This window comes from Prosthecobacter sp. GW821-HT29F12, assembly GCF_058803405.1.
On record NZ_CM179517.1, the window covers coordinates 3,391,575 to 3,408,368 of the forward strand.

At 63.7% G+C, this 16,794-nt stretch carries 13 protein-coding genes; 8 read left to right on the forward strand and 5 right to left on the reverse strand.

Features of this window, described 5'->3' with window-relative positions:
• The first annotated feature begins 9 nt into the window (after positions 1 to 9).
• Entirely contained in the window at positions 10 to 744 is a 735-nt protein-coding gene (locus AC3RLQ_RS14045; RefSeq protein WP_493038061.1) for a hypothetical protein, read from the forward strand.
• Positions 745 to 1,225: 481 nt separating this feature from the next.
• On the opposite strand, the gene AC3RLQ_RS14050 is transcribed toward AC3RLQ_RS14045, so the two are convergent.
• Positions 1,226 to 3,004 carry an OmpA family protein gene (locus tag AC3RLQ_RS14050; RefSeq protein ID WP_493038063.1) on the reverse strand — a complete coding sequence of 593 codons (1,779 nt, stop codon included), beginning with the start codon at positions 3,002 to 3,004 and terminating at the stop codon, positions 1,226 to 1,228.
• A 747-nt stretch (positions 3,005 to 3,751) separates the two neighbouring features.
• Between AC3RLQ_RS14050 and AC3RLQ_RS14055 the strand changes: the two genes are divergently transcribed.
• From AC3RLQ_RS14055 to AC3RLQ_RS14070, 4 genes are all read left to right on the forward strand, one after another.
• The gene (locus AC3RLQ_RS14055; RefSeq protein ID WP_493038065.1) at positions 3,752 to 4,132 is read left to right on the forward strand and encodes a hypothetical protein; all 381 of its coding nucleotides are present in this window, start codon (positions 3,752 to 3,754) and stop codon (positions 4,130 to 4,132) included.
• Between the two features lie 378 nt (positions 4,133 to 4,510).
• A complete protein-coding gene (locus tag AC3RLQ_RS14060; protein ID WP_493038067.1) occupies positions 4,511 to 6,439 on the forward strand; it encodes an acyltransferase family protein in 1,929 nt (642 codons plus the stop codon).
• 286 nt (positions 6,440 to 6,725) lie between these two features.
• A complete protein-coding gene (locus tag AC3RLQ_RS14065; RefSeq protein WP_493038069.1) occupies positions 6,726 to 7,301 on the forward strand; it encodes a hypothetical protein in 576 nt (191 codons plus the stop codon).
• Between the two features lie 237 nt (positions 7,302 to 7,538).
• The gene (locus AC3RLQ_RS14070; RefSeq protein WP_493038071.1) at positions 7,539 to 7,850 is read left to right on the forward strand and encodes a hypothetical protein; all 312 of its coding nucleotides are present in this window, start codon (positions 7,539 to 7,541) and stop codon (positions 7,848 to 7,850) included.
• Between the two features lie 47 nt (positions 7,851 to 7,897).
• On the opposite strand, the gene AC3RLQ_RS14075 is transcribed toward AC3RLQ_RS14070, so the two are convergent.
• Positions 7,898 to 8,824 (reverse strand): metallophosphoesterase, encoded by a 927-nt coding sequence (locus AC3RLQ_RS14075; protein WP_493038073.1) that lies wholly within the window; start codon positions 8,822 to 8,824, stop codon positions 7,898 to 7,900.
• 119 nt (positions 8,825 to 8,943) lie between these two features.
• On the opposite strand from AC3RLQ_RS14075, the gene AC3RLQ_RS14080 reads away from it, so the two are divergent.
• Positions 8,944 to 10,014: a hypothetical protein gene (locus tag AC3RLQ_RS14080; RefSeq protein ID WP_493038075.1), complete on the forward strand. Its 1,071-nt coding sequence runs from the start codon at positions 8,944 to 8,946 to the stop codon at positions 10,012 to 10,014.
• A 191-nt stretch (positions 10,015 to 10,205) separates the two neighbouring features.
• Here the strand turns inward: AC3RLQ_RS14080 and AC3RLQ_RS14085 are convergent, their stop codons facing one another.
• The 3 genes from AC3RLQ_RS14085 to AC3RLQ_RS14095 all read right to left on the reverse strand — a co-directional run bounded on the left by AC3RLQ_RS14085 (position 10,206) and on the right by AC3RLQ_RS14095 (position 14,922).
• Complete coding sequence (locus tag AC3RLQ_RS14085; protein WP_493038077.1) at positions 10,206 to 11,537, reverse strand: ammonium transporter; 1,332 nt, start codon at positions 11,535 to 11,537, stop codon at positions 10,206 to 10,208.
• 467 nt (positions 11,538 to 12,004) lie between these two features.
• Positions 12,005 to 13,363 (reverse strand): DUF1501 domain-containing protein, encoded by a 1,359-nt coding sequence (locus AC3RLQ_RS14090; protein WP_493038079.1) that lies wholly within the window; start codon positions 13,361 to 13,363, stop codon positions 12,005 to 12,007.
• An 11-nt stretch (positions 13,364 to 13,374) separates the two neighbouring features.
• Entirely contained in the window at positions 13,375 to 14,922 is a 1,548-nt protein-coding gene (locus AC3RLQ_RS14095; protein WP_493038081.1) for a DUF1549 and DUF1553 domain-containing protein, read from the reverse strand.
• Positions 14,923 to 15,121: 199 nt separating this feature from the next.
• Between AC3RLQ_RS14095 and AC3RLQ_RS14100 the strand changes: the two genes are divergently transcribed.
• Together AC3RLQ_RS14100 and AC3RLQ_RS14105 are read left to right on the forward strand one after the other, a co-directional pair.
• The gene (locus AC3RLQ_RS14100) at positions 15,122 to 15,688 is read left to right on the forward strand and encodes a hypothetical protein (RefSeq protein WP_493038083.1); all 567 of its coding nucleotides are present in this window, start codon (positions 15,122 to 15,124) and stop codon (positions 15,686 to 15,688) included.
• Positions 15,689 to 15,816: 128 nt separating this feature from the next.
• A complete protein-coding gene (locus tag AC3RLQ_RS14105) occupies positions 15,817 to 16,293 on the forward strand; it encodes a VOC family protein (RefSeq protein ID WP_493038085.1) in 477 nt (158 codons plus the stop codon).
• The last annotated feature ends 501 nt before the right edge of the window (positions 16,294 to 16,794 follow it).

The window sequence follows — 16,794 nt, forward strand, 5'->3', positions numbered from 1 at the left end:
ATCTGCCCCATGAAACTCCGCCTTCTCGCGCCCCTCCTGCTCATCACCGCCTCCACCTTCGCTGCCGATGCGCCGAAGCTGCCGTCCATTCCCGCCGAGCCAACCGCGAAGAAGAAGGAGCTGCTTTTCTCCGATGACTTCGAGCGGACGGAGCTGGGCAAGGACAAGGGCTGGGCCATCGTGGTGCCGACGTTTTCTGTGGAGAACGGCGCGCTGAAAGGCACACAGATGCGCTTTGATGCTCCGGCGAAGGATGGCAAGCCGCCGGTGAAGGGGCATCAAGCGGTGATCGGCAATGACATCCCGACAAAGGACAGTGTGATCGAGTTCCGCTTCCGGCTGGGCGGGGCGCAGTCCGTGACGGCGGAATTTGACGACCGGAAGTTCAACGGCTCGCACTACGGGCACCTCTGCATGGCGCGCATCGCGGCGGACCGTCTCATCCTCGTGGATCAGAAGGGCCTGGCCGTGGCCCGGCCCGAAGGCGCCACCGGCGAGCCCCCGACGCCGAAAGGCCGCAAGAACGTCAGCTTCCCCCTCAGCCTCGATCCCGAGGCCTGGCACAGCTTCATGCTCGAAACCGTGGGCGACACAATGCGCGCCTCCATCGACGGCAAGCCCGTGGCCTTCCTCCAGTCCCCCGGCATCGCCCACCCGACGAAGTCCAAGGTCGAGTTCGGCTGCATGGGCAAAGACGGCTTCTTTGATGATCTCAAAATTTGGAGCGCGGAGGCGGTGAAGTAGGGGGACACCCTTCAAAAATCAGCAATCCTTGTTCATCAATCGTCAATCACGCACGGCCAGGACGCCCTGGAGCCGGAGGATTGACGATTGTCGAACCATCGATTTTTGATTTTTGAAGTTCCAAGCCGTCGGCGCGTGCGTGTGATGCAGGGGGGGGCAAACCATCGCGGCAACGGCCCGGATCTCCTGCCTTTCCCCATTCCAAGGACGGCGCACCTTTTTGAGCGCCCGCGACGCTGCAGACCCGAAGCTTCGGACCCGCGCAGCGGTTCCCTACCCGCCCTGCGGCACGCGCGGCTCTGGATGGTAGGGATGCGCTGTGCGCGTCCGTGGAATCCTTCGTCCCAGCGTGGTCTGTCGCCTCAGCGCGTTCCCCTTTTCAAAAGCCCCCCGCCCCAAACTTCCTCGATGAACTCAAGATCTGGGGAATAAGACGCCCAGCATTCCATTCGGACACCCGATGCCCGAATGGAAGGTTGCTTCAGCGCATGCGGAAGACCACGACGCGGCGGTCCAGGCTGCGGTCGGCCTCGGCGGCATCGGCCGGACTGGCGGCTTCGGCTTCACCATAGCCCACGGGCATGAGACGCTCGGCACTCACGCCATGACGCACGAGCTCCCGGGAGATGCGCTCCGCGCGTTCCTGGGAGAGCTGGAGATTCTGCCCATAATCGCCTTCAGCCGAGGCATGGCCTTCGATGACGAAGGTGTCGTTGGCGAGGGCCGGTGCCTTCATGGCGTTGGCCATGTCGATGACGAGGTCGTAGGAATAGGCGTCGGCAAAGTCCGTGGAGCCCTGGCGGAAGAGGATGGCATCCGTGCTGATGGCAGATTTCGGATCGACGCTGTAGGAGACGGCATACGCATCCCCGGTGGTGTAGGAAGGGGGGATGGCGTTCTGGTAATACCCCTGCTGCGGCGCCTGGGGCCTGATGCTGTAGGGGCTTCGAGCCTGGGGCAGGACTTGCACGCGCTGGAGCTGCTGGGAGGCGACGATGACCGGTGGGATCTCCTGCATGGAGGAATAGCGGATCACCCGGCGGTTCCCTTCGTAAAAGCGGGTGTGCCGCTGCGTCTCCGTGGTCTGGAAGATTCTTTGTTCGCGATGGAGGCTGCCGGAGGGCGCAGCCTGCGGGGCGCGGCCCTGGAATCGTTCGACGATGCTGGAGACGGTGCGTTCGCGGTCCTGCTGGGTTCTGCCCACTTCCTCGACGGAAGGACGGTAGCCGTAGCCAGGCATGGGGCCGCCGGGGCGACGCCTTGAGTCAGGCTCACGACGATCATTGGAGTTAACTCCAACGGCGGCGGCACCGGCGCCGAGGATGTTAAGAAGGAGGCGCTTGGCATCTTCCTTGTTGTCAATTTTCCGCGCCTGTGCGGCGTCCGCCTGACGGTCACGCTTGGGCTCATCTTCCAGCACTTTGGCCGTCTCCTGGGAAGGGGGCTTCTGGGCGGCGGGGCGCTCAGGACGCTCGCGTGCCTCGGGCCGTACGGCGGGTTTGGTTTCGCCAGGGGCTTCGGGTGTCGTGGTCACGGCAGGCATCGGAGCGCCAGGGGCGGGCGCGGGGGGCCGGGAAGGGTCACCGCCCCGCTCCTGCGGATCGGTGGGCCTTTTGCCAGGCAGAGGACGAGTCCCGGTGGTGGTCGGTGGGGTGGCGGGGATAGCGGGCGGCGTGCCGGGGTTCGCGGGCGTGGCAGGTGGCGTGGCGGGCATGACCGGTGGTGTGCCGGGAGTGACTGGCGTGCCGGGGGCGGCGGGTGGTGTAGCGGGCGTGCTTGGGGTCTCGGGGGTGGCCGGGGGCGTGCCGCGATTGGCGGGTCCCTTTCCGCGGTCTTTCCTGCCGTCCTTTTCGCGGGTGGGTGGCGTCCCAGGCGTTTCACCCGGACGTGCTGAAGGCCTGTCTTTGCCGGGAGCCGTGGCTGGGTCTTCGGGCGCGCCGGGTGCCTCTTTGGCTCCGGGCGGGCCGCGGCGTTTACCGCCGGGAGGGCCCGGGCGATCCGCTCCGGGTATCGCAGGTTTTTCAGGCAGGCCAGTCACGGGAGGCACCGCCGCAGGAAGCTTGCCCGGAGTCACGCCGGCAGGCAGCACAGGAGGCACTGCGGCAGAAGGCTGGCCAGGCACAACCGTCTCAGGTGCCGGGACGGGTGCTTTAGGGACCAGCGGCTTTTCTTCGTCTGGAGGAGGAGGAGCGGAGGTCTGCGCCATCGACAGGAATGGGATGGCAAAGGTGGCAAAGGCAGATGGGAGGAAACGTTTCATAAGGGTAAGGTGCGGGACGCGTCGATGATTCAGGCTAGAGTGTGGCGGTGGGGCATTCCATGGGGTCTAACCCTGCCCTGAGGCTTCAAGGGCATAGCGGCGAAGCGAGGGACCGCAGCAGGCCTCGCCTGCTCATGGTTCAGCCGCTCCTTGCTTATCGTATCTCCCGCCGACAGCGGCCTGCCCTCAGGCGGTTTCTTTTCCCCCTGTCCCTGTCCCTGTTCCTGTGCCTATGCCCTTGGAACTGGCAAATTGGGAGCGCGGAGCAGGAGAAGCAGGGGGATGAATCTTCGCAGCAACGGCCCGCATCTCCTGCCTTTCCCCATTCCAAGGACGGCGCACCTTTTTCTGCGCCCGCGACGCTGCAGACCCGAAGCTTCGGACCCGCGCAGCGGTTCCCTACCCGCCCTGCGGCGCGCGTGGCTCTGGGATGGTAGGGATGCTCTGGGCGCGTCTGTGGAATCCTTCGCTCCAGCGTGGTCAGCTGCCTCATCGCATGCCCCTTTTCTATAGCCCCCGCCCCAAGCTGCCTCGACGGCCTCAAGATCTGGAACGCGCAGCCGGTGAAGCAGGGCGCGGAGCACTGACTATCAACCACGCTTGAAAGTAAGAGGCCTGCTGGCGGTGGCCTCTACATGACTTTCAGGGGCACTCGAGATATCCAGCACCGAGTTTAATTCGATCTTTTTTGAGTCTTTTGTTAAAAATGCGTGTCAGAATTGCATTCCCGACTCATTACCAACCACCATGAAACGTCATTTTCTGCTACTCGCCCTGACCGGCGTGGCCGCCAGCCTCTCCGCCTGCGCCTTTCCTTCGAGCGTCCAGTGGGTCAACACCGCCCGGATCGTCCATCCCCCGGGCGTCAACGGTCCCCTCTACACGATCAATAGCGTGGCCCTGCAGCAGTACAGCCCGAAGCTGTACACGCCCTTTGTTTACGATCACCGGAGTCTGGATGACAACGCCTTCTATCACGCCCAAGCCATCCGGCATGGCGCCCCTGGCGCTGGCAGAGGCTCGGTTTACGTGGGTCCTTTAACACCCCTGGCTCCCCTGGCGGTGCACACCATCACGAATCCCGCCCTTGGTAGCTACGAAGTCCGCCGCGCCACCGCGCTGCGCTGAGATTGTACCCACTCTTTAAGTAAGCTCGCCCGCTCTCCACCTGTCAGACTGGCTGGGTGAAGAGAGGGCGGGGCCGTGCCCGGCGCTCGTTCGTCAGCCAGCAGTCTCCTCCTCACCACCACCGGCGGCGACACTGCCGTAAGGTCAGGGCCGGGCACCCGCGCAACCAAGGAGCGCAGACACTTGCGTGCTCGATGGTAACGGGGACACCGTAATGCCTCGCGGGTACCACGGCTGTTTCACCGCCGCTCCCGGTCCTGCCAGGCGCGCCCTCCTGCGCCGCAGCACCCCGCAGGAAAAAGGTGCAGACCCAGCCCTGCCAGTTTACAGCAGGCAGCGCTCCCCCTTCCCCTCCCCACGCCCACCTGCACTCTCCCCATGACGCCTTCTGCCGCCTCCGCCGGATCTTCGTCTTCCAGCTACCGGCCTGATGTGGACGGGCTGAGGGCGCTGGCGGTGCTGCCGGTGCTGCTCTTTCATGCGGGGCTCGGCTGCAGCGGCGGCTTTGTGGGGGTGGATGTCTTCTTTGTCATCTCCGGGTATGTCATCTCCTCGCTCATTCTGCGGGAGATCGCCGCCGACAGCTTCAGCATGGTGCAGTTTTGGGAGCGGCGCATCCGGCGCATCATGCCCGCGCTCACCTGCATGGTGGTGGCGGTGCTGGGGGCGGCGTGGTTCTTCTGCCTGCCGGAGGACTTCCTGCGTGTGGGGAAATCCGTCATGGCCCAGGCGGTGATGGCCGCCAATTTCCATTTCTGGAAAGACGGCAACTACTTCGATCCCGGCGCTGAGACCAAGCCCCTGCTCCACACCTGGTCCCTCGCGGTGGAGGAGCAGTTTTACCTGCTCTTCCCCCTGCTGCTCACCTTTCTGGTGCGCTCCCGCCCGCGCACCTGGATGCGCTGGATCTGGGGCATCGCCCTCGGCTCCCTTGTGATCGGCGTGGCCCTCAGCTACTCCTCGCACAATCAGCGCATGGCCTTCTACCTGCTGCCCGCGCGCGCGTGGGAGCTGCTCATCGGCGTGCTGGTGGCGGTGTATCGCGGGCGCTTTCCTTCAAACAGATTGGTGCAGGAGGTCTCCGGCTGGCTCGGCCTCGCGCTCATCGGCCTGGCGGTGCTGGGGTTTGATGGCGGCACGCGCTTCCCCGGAGTGGCCGCGCTGGCCCCCTGCCTCGGCGCGGGGCTCATCATCGCCTCCAGCGATGCCCGGCTCTCCGCCGTGGGGCGGCTGCTCTCGTGGCGGCCCTTTGTCTTCATCGGGCTGGTGTCCTACCCGCTCTACCTCTGGCACTGGCCCCTGCTCGTGTTTGCCAAGTACCTCTCCGCCTACGAGCTCACCACCACCATGCGCATCGGCCTTCTGCTGGCCAGTTTCGTCCTCGCCGTGCTGTCGTGGAAGCTGATCGAGACGCCCTTCCGCCAGCGGCGCTGGCTCAGCGAGCGGCGGCAGATCTTCACCTTCGCGGCAGTCGTCACCGGCGTGTTCATCTCCTCGGCCCTCAGCGTGTCCGCGTTCAAAGGCCTCCCCGCGCGCTTCCCCGCCAGCGCTCTGGCCTACGCTGCCAGCCGGGACAGCCATGGCTTCCGCGAAAACCTCAGCCCGGACAATGCCCTGGCCGGAAACTTCACCGAACTCGGCTCCGCCAAAGGCACCCAGCCCATCCGCGTCCTCGTCTGGGGAGACAGCCACGCCATGGCCATCGCCCCGGCCATCGACACCCTCTGCCGCCAGCACCAGCAGCGCGGCGTACTGGCGGGCTTCCACTCCACCGCCCCGGTGCTGCACTACATCAGCCCCGGCGAATTCGGCCTCGGCAAAGCCGCGCCCAAGGTGGCCGAAAGCGTCGTGGCCTTCATTTCCAAGGAACACATCCCGCACGTGATCATGACGGCCAAATGGGACGCCTTTGCCGCCTCCGCGGAGTTCCGGGCCGATCTCATCGCCACCGTGCGCACGCTCATGGCCTCTGGCGCGCAGGTGCTCGTGCTCAAGGACGTGCCCGCCCCCGGCTTTGACGTCCCCCGCATTGCCGCCCTCACCGCCCTGCGCGGCGGCGACCTCGACGCCCTCGGGATCGCCAAGGAGAAGCACCAGCAGGCCAATGCCGCCCTGGAGCCCACCTTCGCCGAACTCGCCCAAATGGGTGCCACCGTCATCGATCCCGCCGACCTCTTCCTCAACCCCCGCGGCCTCTACGGCGTCCTGAAAAACGACCAGATCCTCTACTTCGACAGCCACCACCTCACCCGGGAAGGCGCGGAGCTGCTGAGCCCTCTCTTCAAGCGGGTGTTTGAGGAGAGGTAGGACTGCCAACCATCACCGGCAAAGGCCCCCATCACCGGCAAAGGCCCCCATCTCCAGCCTTTCCACCTTCCAAGGACGGTGCTCCTTTGTCAGCGCCCGCGTCCGTTTCGAGCGCCCGGGCTTCCCCGGCTCACCGCGTCAGGCCTGCTGTCAGCAGATCGCGATAAGACTTGCCTTAGTTTAGATTTGGGAATCCATTGCCTTCCCTTAGTCACTGATTCATAGTCACCTGCGTGACTCTGCCCCTTTACAGCACCTATCCCATGTTTCTTGAGCGGCAACAGCCATGAATGGCCACCCGTCCCAACCTCCGTCGGAATACTTTTTCGAACGGTATCCTTGGAATGACAAGCGGGTGCTGTTTTGCATTGCCCTGCTGATGGCCTGCAGCGACTTCCTGGCAGGCCCCATTGTTTTCTTTCCCTTCCTGTTTGTGATCCCCGTGGCGCTGATGGCGTGGAACTGCGGCCTCCGCACCGCCCTGCGGCTGGCGGCCATCCTGTGCATCATCCGGTTCAGCATCCAATACGCCTGGGGCATCCCCTACACGCTGCCCGTGGCCATCATCAATGCCATCATCCGGCTCGCGATCCTCTTCTTCATCACCTTCCTGTGCGGCAAGCTCTCTGAGCAAACCCAGGCCCTGCGCGCCCGCGTACGTACGCTGGAGGGGCTCCTGCCCACCTGCGCCTACTGCAAGGACATCCGGGATGAAGAGGGCGAATGGCAGCAGATGGAGGAATACGTCGCCTCACGGTCCGCCGCCCAGTTCACCCATGGCATCTGTCCGAAATGCGTCGCCAAACATTTCAGCGTGATCATGAACCCGGATGAAAAGAAAGGCGCAGGAGCCGGGCTTTGACAGCGCACTCCTTGATCCAGGGTGCAATCCCGGACTGAGGCTCCCGCCAGCAGGTGGTGGATAAAGGGTGGGAGGGGAACACATCGGCGGCCGTCCGCATGGCGGTAATGGAGTCCCTGACCCTCTGTTCGGGGGTGCACCGGAAGGTCGTTCTTTGAGCTGGGTTCGATCCCTTGGTGTCCAATGTTAGAACTGAGAGTCTCAAACTCCATCTTCAACTCCTTACCACTTACCACCATGAAACGTCATTATATGCTGCTCGCGCTGACTGGTCTGGCCGCCAGCTTCACCGCCTGCTCAAATTCCCCCAAGGTCCAGCTGGTTCACACCGGCACGGTGCTCGAATCCGCTCCAGGCGTCATTGGCCCTCTTGTGATGAACAACAAAGTGGCGCTGCAGCAGTACAGTCCGAAGCTGTACACGCCCTTCCTTTACGATCACCAGAGCATGGACAACAACACCTTCTACCATGCGCAGGCCATCCGGCACGCCGGAGATAAAAGAGGCTCCGTGCATGTGGGACCTCTGACGCAGGCGTCTGCGGAATAACACTCCACGCTCCCCGCTCCGCCTTCTGCCTCAGGAGGCAGCGGAGCTCAAGCCCGCCACACCGCCTTTTCCACCTTGCCATTCCACGCGTGGTCTGGCGCATGCGTCAGCGTGGTGAAGTCCGCACCCTGATCCGTGAGCTGGGCCATCGTCCAGCCGGTGGTGCTGGCGGTGGGATTGGACACGTAGGAGGTGGCGGGAGTGTTCAGGATGTGAATGCCGCGATGCTGGAAGTGATCCCGATGATGGATGTGGCCGTGCACATACGCCTTCACCTGCGGGCGTGAGACGAGGAGCTCCCACAGGGGCTCGGAGTCTTCCAGCCCGCCGGGGAAATGCTTTTCCTCGCCGCCAAGGCGGGGATTGTGATGAGCGAAGACGAGCGCGGGCTTGCCAGGGTGCGCATCGAGCATGCGGCCCAGCCACTCCAGCTGCTCCGCGCCGAGCAACCCCTGCGCGACGATGCGTGCCTCCGCGCCCTGCCCCACGGTTTTGAGCGAATCGAGCAGAAAGAGATTCGCCTTGGCCAATGAGACGACGCCGACATGGCGCGAGACCACGGGCGGCTCTGCGGCTTTCTCCGCCTGCAGCACCTGGTAAAAGACATCGCGGTCATCGTGATTCCCCAGCGTGAGGTGCACGGGCATGCCAGCCTCCCGCAGCGGGGCGATGAGCCGCGCGAAGTGAGCGTAGTCGCCGGGCCGCCCGTTGCTCAAGGCGAGATCCCCATTGATGACCACCGCCGCCGGCCGTCGCTCCTGCGCAACGAGCCAGGCCACCGTCTCCCGCAGATGCGTGGGGATGGCCGCACTGGCCGTGTGCCCGGCGGCGATGTGCGTGTCATTAAGAATGGCGATGCGGTCCGCATCCACCCGCTGCGCGTCCGCCGCATGCAGCGCCGGAGCACAAACGACCGCGCCGCCAAGCTGAGTGAGAAACGTGCGCCGGGATGGGGTGGAAAGATGGATGGGCATGGCTGTTGGGAGAGTACGGGAAATGAAGTGCCTTAGCGAGGGTGAAATGGAACAGGTATTACGTGAGCATCGAGTTGCGGCTTGCCGCCAGTGCCAGCGTTCTCCACAATGGCATTCTTATGCTCGTTGATCTCATCTGCCACTTCTGGAGAAATGATCCTTCCCTGCCCTTCAAGGTGAAGCTTCATGACCTGGCCCTGCGGCATCTGATGGCCGATGCTGCCGAGGCATACCGTGTATACGAGCTGATGGCCATCCAACGCCCCGGTGATGTGTGGAAATACATCTGGGTGGAGCTGCTGGACGTGCCTCCCTCGGTCCACGACTTCCGCAGTTGGAGAAAGAAGGACACCCAAGGCTCCCACAAATGGCCGGACAACTGGCTGCCGCTTGCCGACTTTGACCGCTGCTTTGACTGGGCCTACGATGACACCACTCCTGAATCCCGTTGCTGGCTGACCGCACGCGAAAGCCAGTCATTCAAAGACTGGGCAAGCGAGCTGTATGCCGAGGTGAAGGCGGCCCAGGCTTCCCTGCGAGAATCCACAGATCTTTTGATTCGCACGGAGCTGGCTTGTCTGGATCTGCGCCGCCATACCTATGACTTTGATGCCAAGACGCCTTTTGAGCTCACACGCTCCGACTACAAGAGCCGTACAAGGCCGTGCTTCCCCAAGGGCTTTTATGAAAAGCTGCGCGAATTGCTGAGCCGCGCCGAAGTCACCTGCGTCAGCTTCCTCGTGGACGATTATCAGGCTACCCGGCTGGCCTTCATGCAGCAACGTTTGCGTTCAAGCCCGGATCCTCTGACGCGTGCAAACCGCTGGCCGATCTGCATTTCCACAGAAAAATCGCAGGGTGCAGCGCCCTGGAACGCCGAATCTCTGGTCTTTTCCGAAGGCATTGGGTATGGGTTCCTGCTGGTTGCTAATCATGCGCCCGATTACTATTTGAACAGCGGCAGGTTTCGCTGGCTGCTGTGCGCCAGGGATGCAGGAGAGTTTCCCGGCTATCGCCGCACGGCAGGAGATGGCTGGTGCTTCTATGAGGATCTCAGCTCAGAAGAAGAGTTTGCCAAAAAAAAGCGAGGGGTGGCGCTGGATGCTCAAGGAGACTTGGAAGATCGAAGTCTGACCTCCTTCTGCTTTTATATACCATGCCATGGTGCAAGCAGGCTGGGCCCAAAGTAGCCTCGTGGCTGCGCAACGAGGTTCGGCCCCGCATCTCCCACGCGTCACGAATCCCTCACAGTGCTCGTCGTTGCGGCGCTCGCCTGTTCCGCAAGAACAGGGCAACTTTAAGCGCCCTCCATGCGCGGGGAGGGAGAGGGCGGCGGCGTGTTTACTGCCACCGCCTTCCCTCCCGCGACATGGGTTTGAACTCAGTCGTTGTAGGCGGCTTCGCCGTGCTCGGCGAGGTCGAGGCCCTGGTTCTCATCTTCGGGGCTGACGCGCAGGCCGAGGGTGACATCGATCACCTTGAGGATGACGTAGCTGGCGATGCCGGAAAGCAGGATGGTGTAAAGCGATGCAAGGAGCTGCGTGACGAGCTGGCTGCCGATGTGGAAGTCGCCCAGGCCGCCGGCGAAGGAGGTGGTGCCAAACACGGCCACGAGGATGGTGCCCACAAAGCCGCCGACGCCATGCACGCCGAAGACGTCCAGCGAGTCGTCGTACTTGAAGCGCTGCTTGAGCTTGGCGCAGGCCAGCCAGCACAGGATGGAGGAGATGGCGCCGATGCAGAGGGCTCCCACGGGGCCCACTTTCCCGGAGGCCGGGGTGATGGCGGCGAGCCCGGCAATGGAGCCTGTGGCGATGCCGAGCACGCTGGGCCGGCCGTTGCGCAGCCACTCGATGAGCATCCACACCACGGCGGCGGAGCTGGCGGAAATGTGCGTGACGACGAGGGTCATGGCCGCAGAGCCGTTCGCTGCGAGCTGGCTGCCCGCATTGAAGCCAAACCAGCCCACCCACAGCATGCCTGCGCCGGTGACGGTGAGGGCGAGATTGTGCGGCATCATCTGCGCATGCGGGAAGCCCCGGCGCGGGCCGACCATAATACAAGCTACCAGCGCGGCCACGGCGGCGGTGATGTGCACAACGATGCCGCCCGCGAGATCGATCACGCCCGTGAGGCCGAAGAACGCGCCCGCCTTGTGCCAGACGCCGTAGCAGCAGGGCACATAGACCACGAGGCTCCACACCACGCTGAAGATCAGGATGGCCTGGAACTTCATGCGCTCGGCAAACGCGCCGATGAACAGCCCGGGAGTGATGAGGAAAAACATCATCTGGTAGGCGAAGTGCAGCAGCTCCGGGATGGTGGGGCAGTCGCTGCGCACGGACGTGGGCGTGACGCCGCTGAGGAAGACTTTGCTGAACCCACCGACGATGCTGCCGCCGTCTGAAAACGCCAGCGAGTAGCCCACGGCCAGCCAGACAAGGCTGAGCACGGCGGTCAGCGCAAAGCACTGCATCAGGATGGAGAGGATGTTCTTCGCCCGCACGAGTCCGGCGTAAAACAGCGCCAGGCCGGGGATCATCATGAAGAGCACCAGCGCGGTGGAGGTCAGCAGCCAGGCGGTGTCCCCGCTGTTGAGGGTGGAGCCGTCGGCGGCATGGGCGGAGGTGGTGGCGAGAGCGAGCGCGGCCAGCGCGGCAAAGGCATGCCGTGCGGCCCCGCTCCCCGTGCGTTTCAGCAGGGATGGGGTCATGGTTGGTTGGTAGGTTGGTGCTTGAGCCTTGGTTGGAGGCTGGTTGGGGTGCCGATGCTAACCAAACAGCCCCCGCAGACAAGAAAAAACCACCGGTCGATGGCACGATTCTTGCTCTATTTTTCACTCCATCGCTGGTTTTTACCCCCAGTCAGCTTTGCTGTGCCCGGATTCCGCGACCGGGCTGAAGACGATGATTTTGAGGTGCGAGTTGCTCAGGTGGAGCACGATGGTGCGGGGAGGTTTTGAGAGGTCGCCTCCACCTTTCCTCCCCAAAAAGCGGCCCTCCTCCGCCCCGGCGACCTACCCAGTCAAGCTTCAGTTGTTCGTTTTTGGAGGGTTAATATTGTTTTCTACCATGACGTGGTAACGGCTGGCCCGCCCCGAGTTGCCTTGCTGCGGTGCAACAAGGAGCAGCTCCGCAACGCTCCCACTTCACGAAGTTCACCCACGGCCTTCCATTCCCCCTAGAGCAGCTCGCTGATCAGCTTCACATTCTTGCTCGTATCCACAATCGGAATCGGGCGGTCCACGCCAGGAGGACGGTTGATCTGCTTGTAGTCGATGCCGAGGATGGTGGCGATCGTCGCAAGGAAGTCGGGGACGCTGATGGGGCGGTCCACCACAGTGGCGCCGTCGCGGTCGGTCTGGCCGATGACCTGGCCGCCGCGGATGCCGCCGCCGATGAGCACGGTGCTCCAGGCCTTGGCCCAGTGGTTGCGCCCGCCGCCGGTGCACTGCGGGGTGCGCCCGAACTCGCCCATCCACACCACCAGCGTGGAGTCCAGCAGGCCGCGGCTTTGCAGATCGGTCACCAGCGCGGCCATGGCGGCATCGCACTCCAGCGAAAGGGAGCGCACGCGGGGAAAATTGTCGCGATGCGTGTCCCAGCCCACGCCATCGCCCATGACCACCTCCACAAAGGGGACGCCGGATTCCACCAGGCGGCGCGCCATGAGGCAGCCCTGGCCAAAGCTGCCCGCGCTGGCACCGCTGCTGACCATTTTTCCCATCTTGCCACCGGAGACGGCAGGCGCGGAGCCGGGCGCACCGGCAGGCGGGCTGTAAAGATCGCGCATGCTGGCAGGCTCGTGCGAAAGGTCGAAGGCCTCCTTCTGCTGCGAATTCATCAGCCGCACCGCGCGCTCCACGGCCTTGTGGTGCGCGTCGGCGGCGGGGCTTTGGTACCGGGCATGAAAGCCCGCATCAAAGCCCTGCAGCAGTTCCAGCTGCCGGCGGAACTGCGCAGGCTCCCCGGCGGGCTCCACAAAGTCCAGCCCGCGGATGGGATCATTCACCGTCAGCGGCTGATGATCCGGCCCCAGAAACCCGGAGGTCAGCGCCTCCTGCGGTCCGCGCCCGATGGTGATGAAATTGGGCAGCGCCACATCCTGCCTGCCGAGCTCTTTGGACACCAGGGCGCCAAAGCTGGGAAACGACACGGCTCCGGCGCGGTTTTGGTAGCCGGTGTGCATCTGGTAGGTGGCCAGCTTGTGGTCGGACTCCTGCGTGCTCATGCCGCGCAGGATGGCCGCGTGCTGCATCAGCCGCGCAAACCGTGGAAAGTGCTCGCTGATGCGGATGCCGGAGACGGAGGTCTCGATGGCGCTGAACGCCCCGCGAATGTCTGCCGGAGCTTCCGGCTTGGGGTCAAAGGTGTCGATGTGGCTGGGGCCGCCCGCCATCCACAGGAGGATGCAGGCCTTGGGCCGCTTCCCCTCCGGTGCTGCCGCCGCCAGCCTGCCGAGCCAGCCGCTCAGCGCCATCCCGGCGCCGCCGGTTGCGGTGGTGGTCACAAAACTCCGCCTGTCGATCATGGATTTCATCGTGGTGGGTCTCAATGGTTCAGTGAAAACTCGCTCGTCATCATCAGCACCCACGCCAGCTCGCGCAGGCCGGAGCCGCCGCTGGTCAGGAAGGCGCTGGCCTGGCGCTTCTCCTCCGCTGTGGGCTGCCGGGAGAGAAGCTTCAGAAAGAGTTCGGATGCGAGCGCATCGGCTGAGGGCAAGCCCGCGCCGGACACCGTCTCCACGCTGGAAAGCGAACTGACGGCGAACTGCCCGGAATTCATCTGGCGCAGCAGATGCGGGATGCCGCGCCGATAGGCCGTGGGATCAGGATCGCCGCTTTCACCAAAGAACTGCACAAACTCCCAGCGTGCGCCCTGCCGGGCGTCAATGCCTGACACCTTTTCCGGCGAGCCGCAGATCGTCTCCAGCGAATCATAGAGCTGCCCTGCGGAAAGCACCTTGATGGCCATGCGGCCAAACAGCGCCGTCAGTTTCCCCGTGGTATCTCCTGCCACACCCTGGCTGGTGCGCTGGTAGGCGCGGGTCAGCACGATGGCGCGCGTCAGATGCTTCAGATCATAACCGGAGGCCGCAAAGCGGCGCGCCAGCCCGTCCAGCAGCACCGCATGGCTGGGTGCATTGCCCTCATGCATGTCATCCACCGGATGCACGAGGCCGCGGCCAAAGAGCCGCCACCAGGTCCGGTTCACCATCGCCCGCGCAAACCATGGATTCTGCGGGGTGGTCATCCATGCAGCCAGCGCGGCGCGGTGCGTCTGCCCGGCGGCGGCGGACAAAGGCTGCCCGCCGGGAAAGGTGGGCGCGCTCGGCAGAAAGCCATCCGGATTGCCCGCCTGGGTCAGGGAGGCGAGCGTGAGGGTGGGATCATCCACCACGCCTTTTTCATACACCTGCTTGGCGCGCTTGGGCGTCTGGATCTGCGTGAAGAAGGCCGCCAGGCCCCAGAACTCCGCCTGCTTCCACTTCACCACGGGGTGATCATGGCACTGCGCGCAGTTCAGCCGCACGCCGAGGAAGTAGCGGCTCGTGAGATCGGTCAGGTCCGGCACGGCGCGCGGCAGGCGGGCCTCGATGAGGTAGGTCACGGCGGGATTGTCCTCCATCCTGCCGGTGGCGGTGAGGAGATCGGTGACGATCTGATCCCAGCGCCGTGTATTGAACTGCGCCGCGAGCCAGCTGCGGAAGAGATCCGTGCGCTTGGCCATCTCATCCGCGAGCGGGGACATCAGATAGCCCTGCCAGATGTCGGCCATGTAGAAGCCGTAGCGCTCATCGGCCAGCAGGGCATCCACCAGCCGTGCGCGCTTGTCCGGCGCGGCATCGGTGAGAAAGCGCCGCGCCTGCTCCAGCGTGGGCACCGTGCCGTGGAGGTCCAGGTAAATGCGGCGGACGAATTCCGCATCATCCGCCATGGCGGCAGGCTGCGCCTTCTCGCTGCGCAGGCGTGTGTCGATCTGCTGGTCGATCAACGCGGCGAGTTCTGCAGCGGCCGTATCACCCGCCGAGCATGGGCGCTCAGCCACAGCGACAGCGACGAGGACGAGCGCACAGAGAGGAAAGATCAGGCAGCGCATGGTGTTTGCTTTCCGAAGTTGCCAAGGCGGTTTGGAAGCGAAGAGCTGAGACGGTTGGAAAGGCGGAGGGGCCTCGTTTGAGCATCAACGACCGCCGCCGATCATTCTTTCCGAAGCGCGGGCGCGAGGGGCGCACCCACGACGTTTCGCCCATCCACGCCGGTTCTCATTCACGATGGCCTGGAAACCACCACTCTCCATGACCACCAGTCCCGCCCAGACCGAGAATCTGCAAATGTACGTCAACGACACCGCCGCGATGGCGAAGCACATCGAGAACGCCTTTGCCCAGCAGTGCAAGGACGCGGACGTGCGCAGCCACATCGAGGCCCACCAGTTGATCGAAAAAATGCACAGCACCCTGGCCGCGCAGCGGGCGGAGATGGAGCGGCAGGCGCACGCGCTGGGCGGTGGCGTGGGCGCGGCCCTGAAGGAAGCCGTGACGAACCTCACCGGCGCGCTGGCCGGCCTGTATGGACAGGTGCGCAAGCACCCCCTCTCGCGCATCCTGCGGGACAACTACACCGCCCTGTCCCTGGCCTGCGTGTCCTACGAGATGCTGCACACCACCGCCCTGGGCATGGATGACAAGCCGCTGGCAGACATCGCCCTGCGCCACCTCGGCGAGCTCACGCCCTTCATCATGGCCGTGACGAAAATCATTCCCGAAGTGGTGCTGCTGGAACTCGCCAAGGATGATCCCACGATCGATGTCTCCGTGGCTGCGAAAGCGGTGGAAAACACCCTCGACGCCTGGTGCCCGTGAGGTGTCCGGTCTGAGAGCGGTTGGGATTCTAATCCCGCCCGCCCGCAGGTCGCTCATGGACTCGGCTGGATCTTTGATTTATCAGCGTGCGCTGAAACGCCCCCCGCCAACCACTCATCGAAACAACCATGCAAAAGATCACCCCCTTCCTGTCATTCGACGGCAAGGCCGAAGAGGCTGCGCAGTTTTACGTCTCGCTGCTGCCGGATTCGCGCATTGAACGCATCACACGCTCGCCCATGGACACTCCCGGAGGGGCGGCGGGAACGGTGCTGCTGGTGGAGTTCACGCTGGCGGGCACGCGTTACTACGCGCTGAACACGCCCAGCTTCACCTTCACCGAAGCCGTTTCCTTCATGATCAATTGTGAAGACCAGGCCGAAACGGACCGGCTCTGGGACGCGCTGACCACGAATGGCGGCGAGGAAGTGGCCTGCGGCTGGCTGAAGGACCGGTTTGGTCTCTTTTGGCAAATCACGCCCAGACGCATGCTGGAGCTGCTCAATGACCCGGACCCCGCCCGTGCCTACCGCGCCATGGAAGCGATGACGAAGATGATCAAGATCGACATCGCCGAAGTGGAACGTGCCGCCGATGGCGCCTAGGCCGGCGGAAAAACATCTCCCGATCCCAGTCCAAGGGAACCAACGAAACCATCAAAACCAACAAAACTGGGGTTTCGGAGGTTTTGATGGTTTTGAGGGTTCATTTTAAAAGGGGGAGTGTTTTTTACTGGCCTGCGTGTGTGGCAGGGCTTGGGATTGCGGAGCCCAGAAACAGGGCTGCTTTGCATCCATTTTCCATCTCAAGGTCACTGACAAAACTGACACAACCCGGTAGCGTCAGTTCTGTCAGTTTTGTCAGTGCATTTAAAAAGGGGGAGCAATTCTATCAGGCCTGTGTGTGTGTGTGGCAGGAAGGCTGACCCACAGTTGCCTTGTTGCTGTGCAACAAGGTGCAGCTCCGCATCGCCCACGCTTCACGAGGAATCTCATGCTCCTATGGTCGCGGCGTGCCTCCCTGTTCCACAGGAACAGGACAACTTGATCAGATGCTGCCCACCTGAGGGGTTTCGTCGGTTTCGTCGGTGTGTTTTGCAGAGGAAA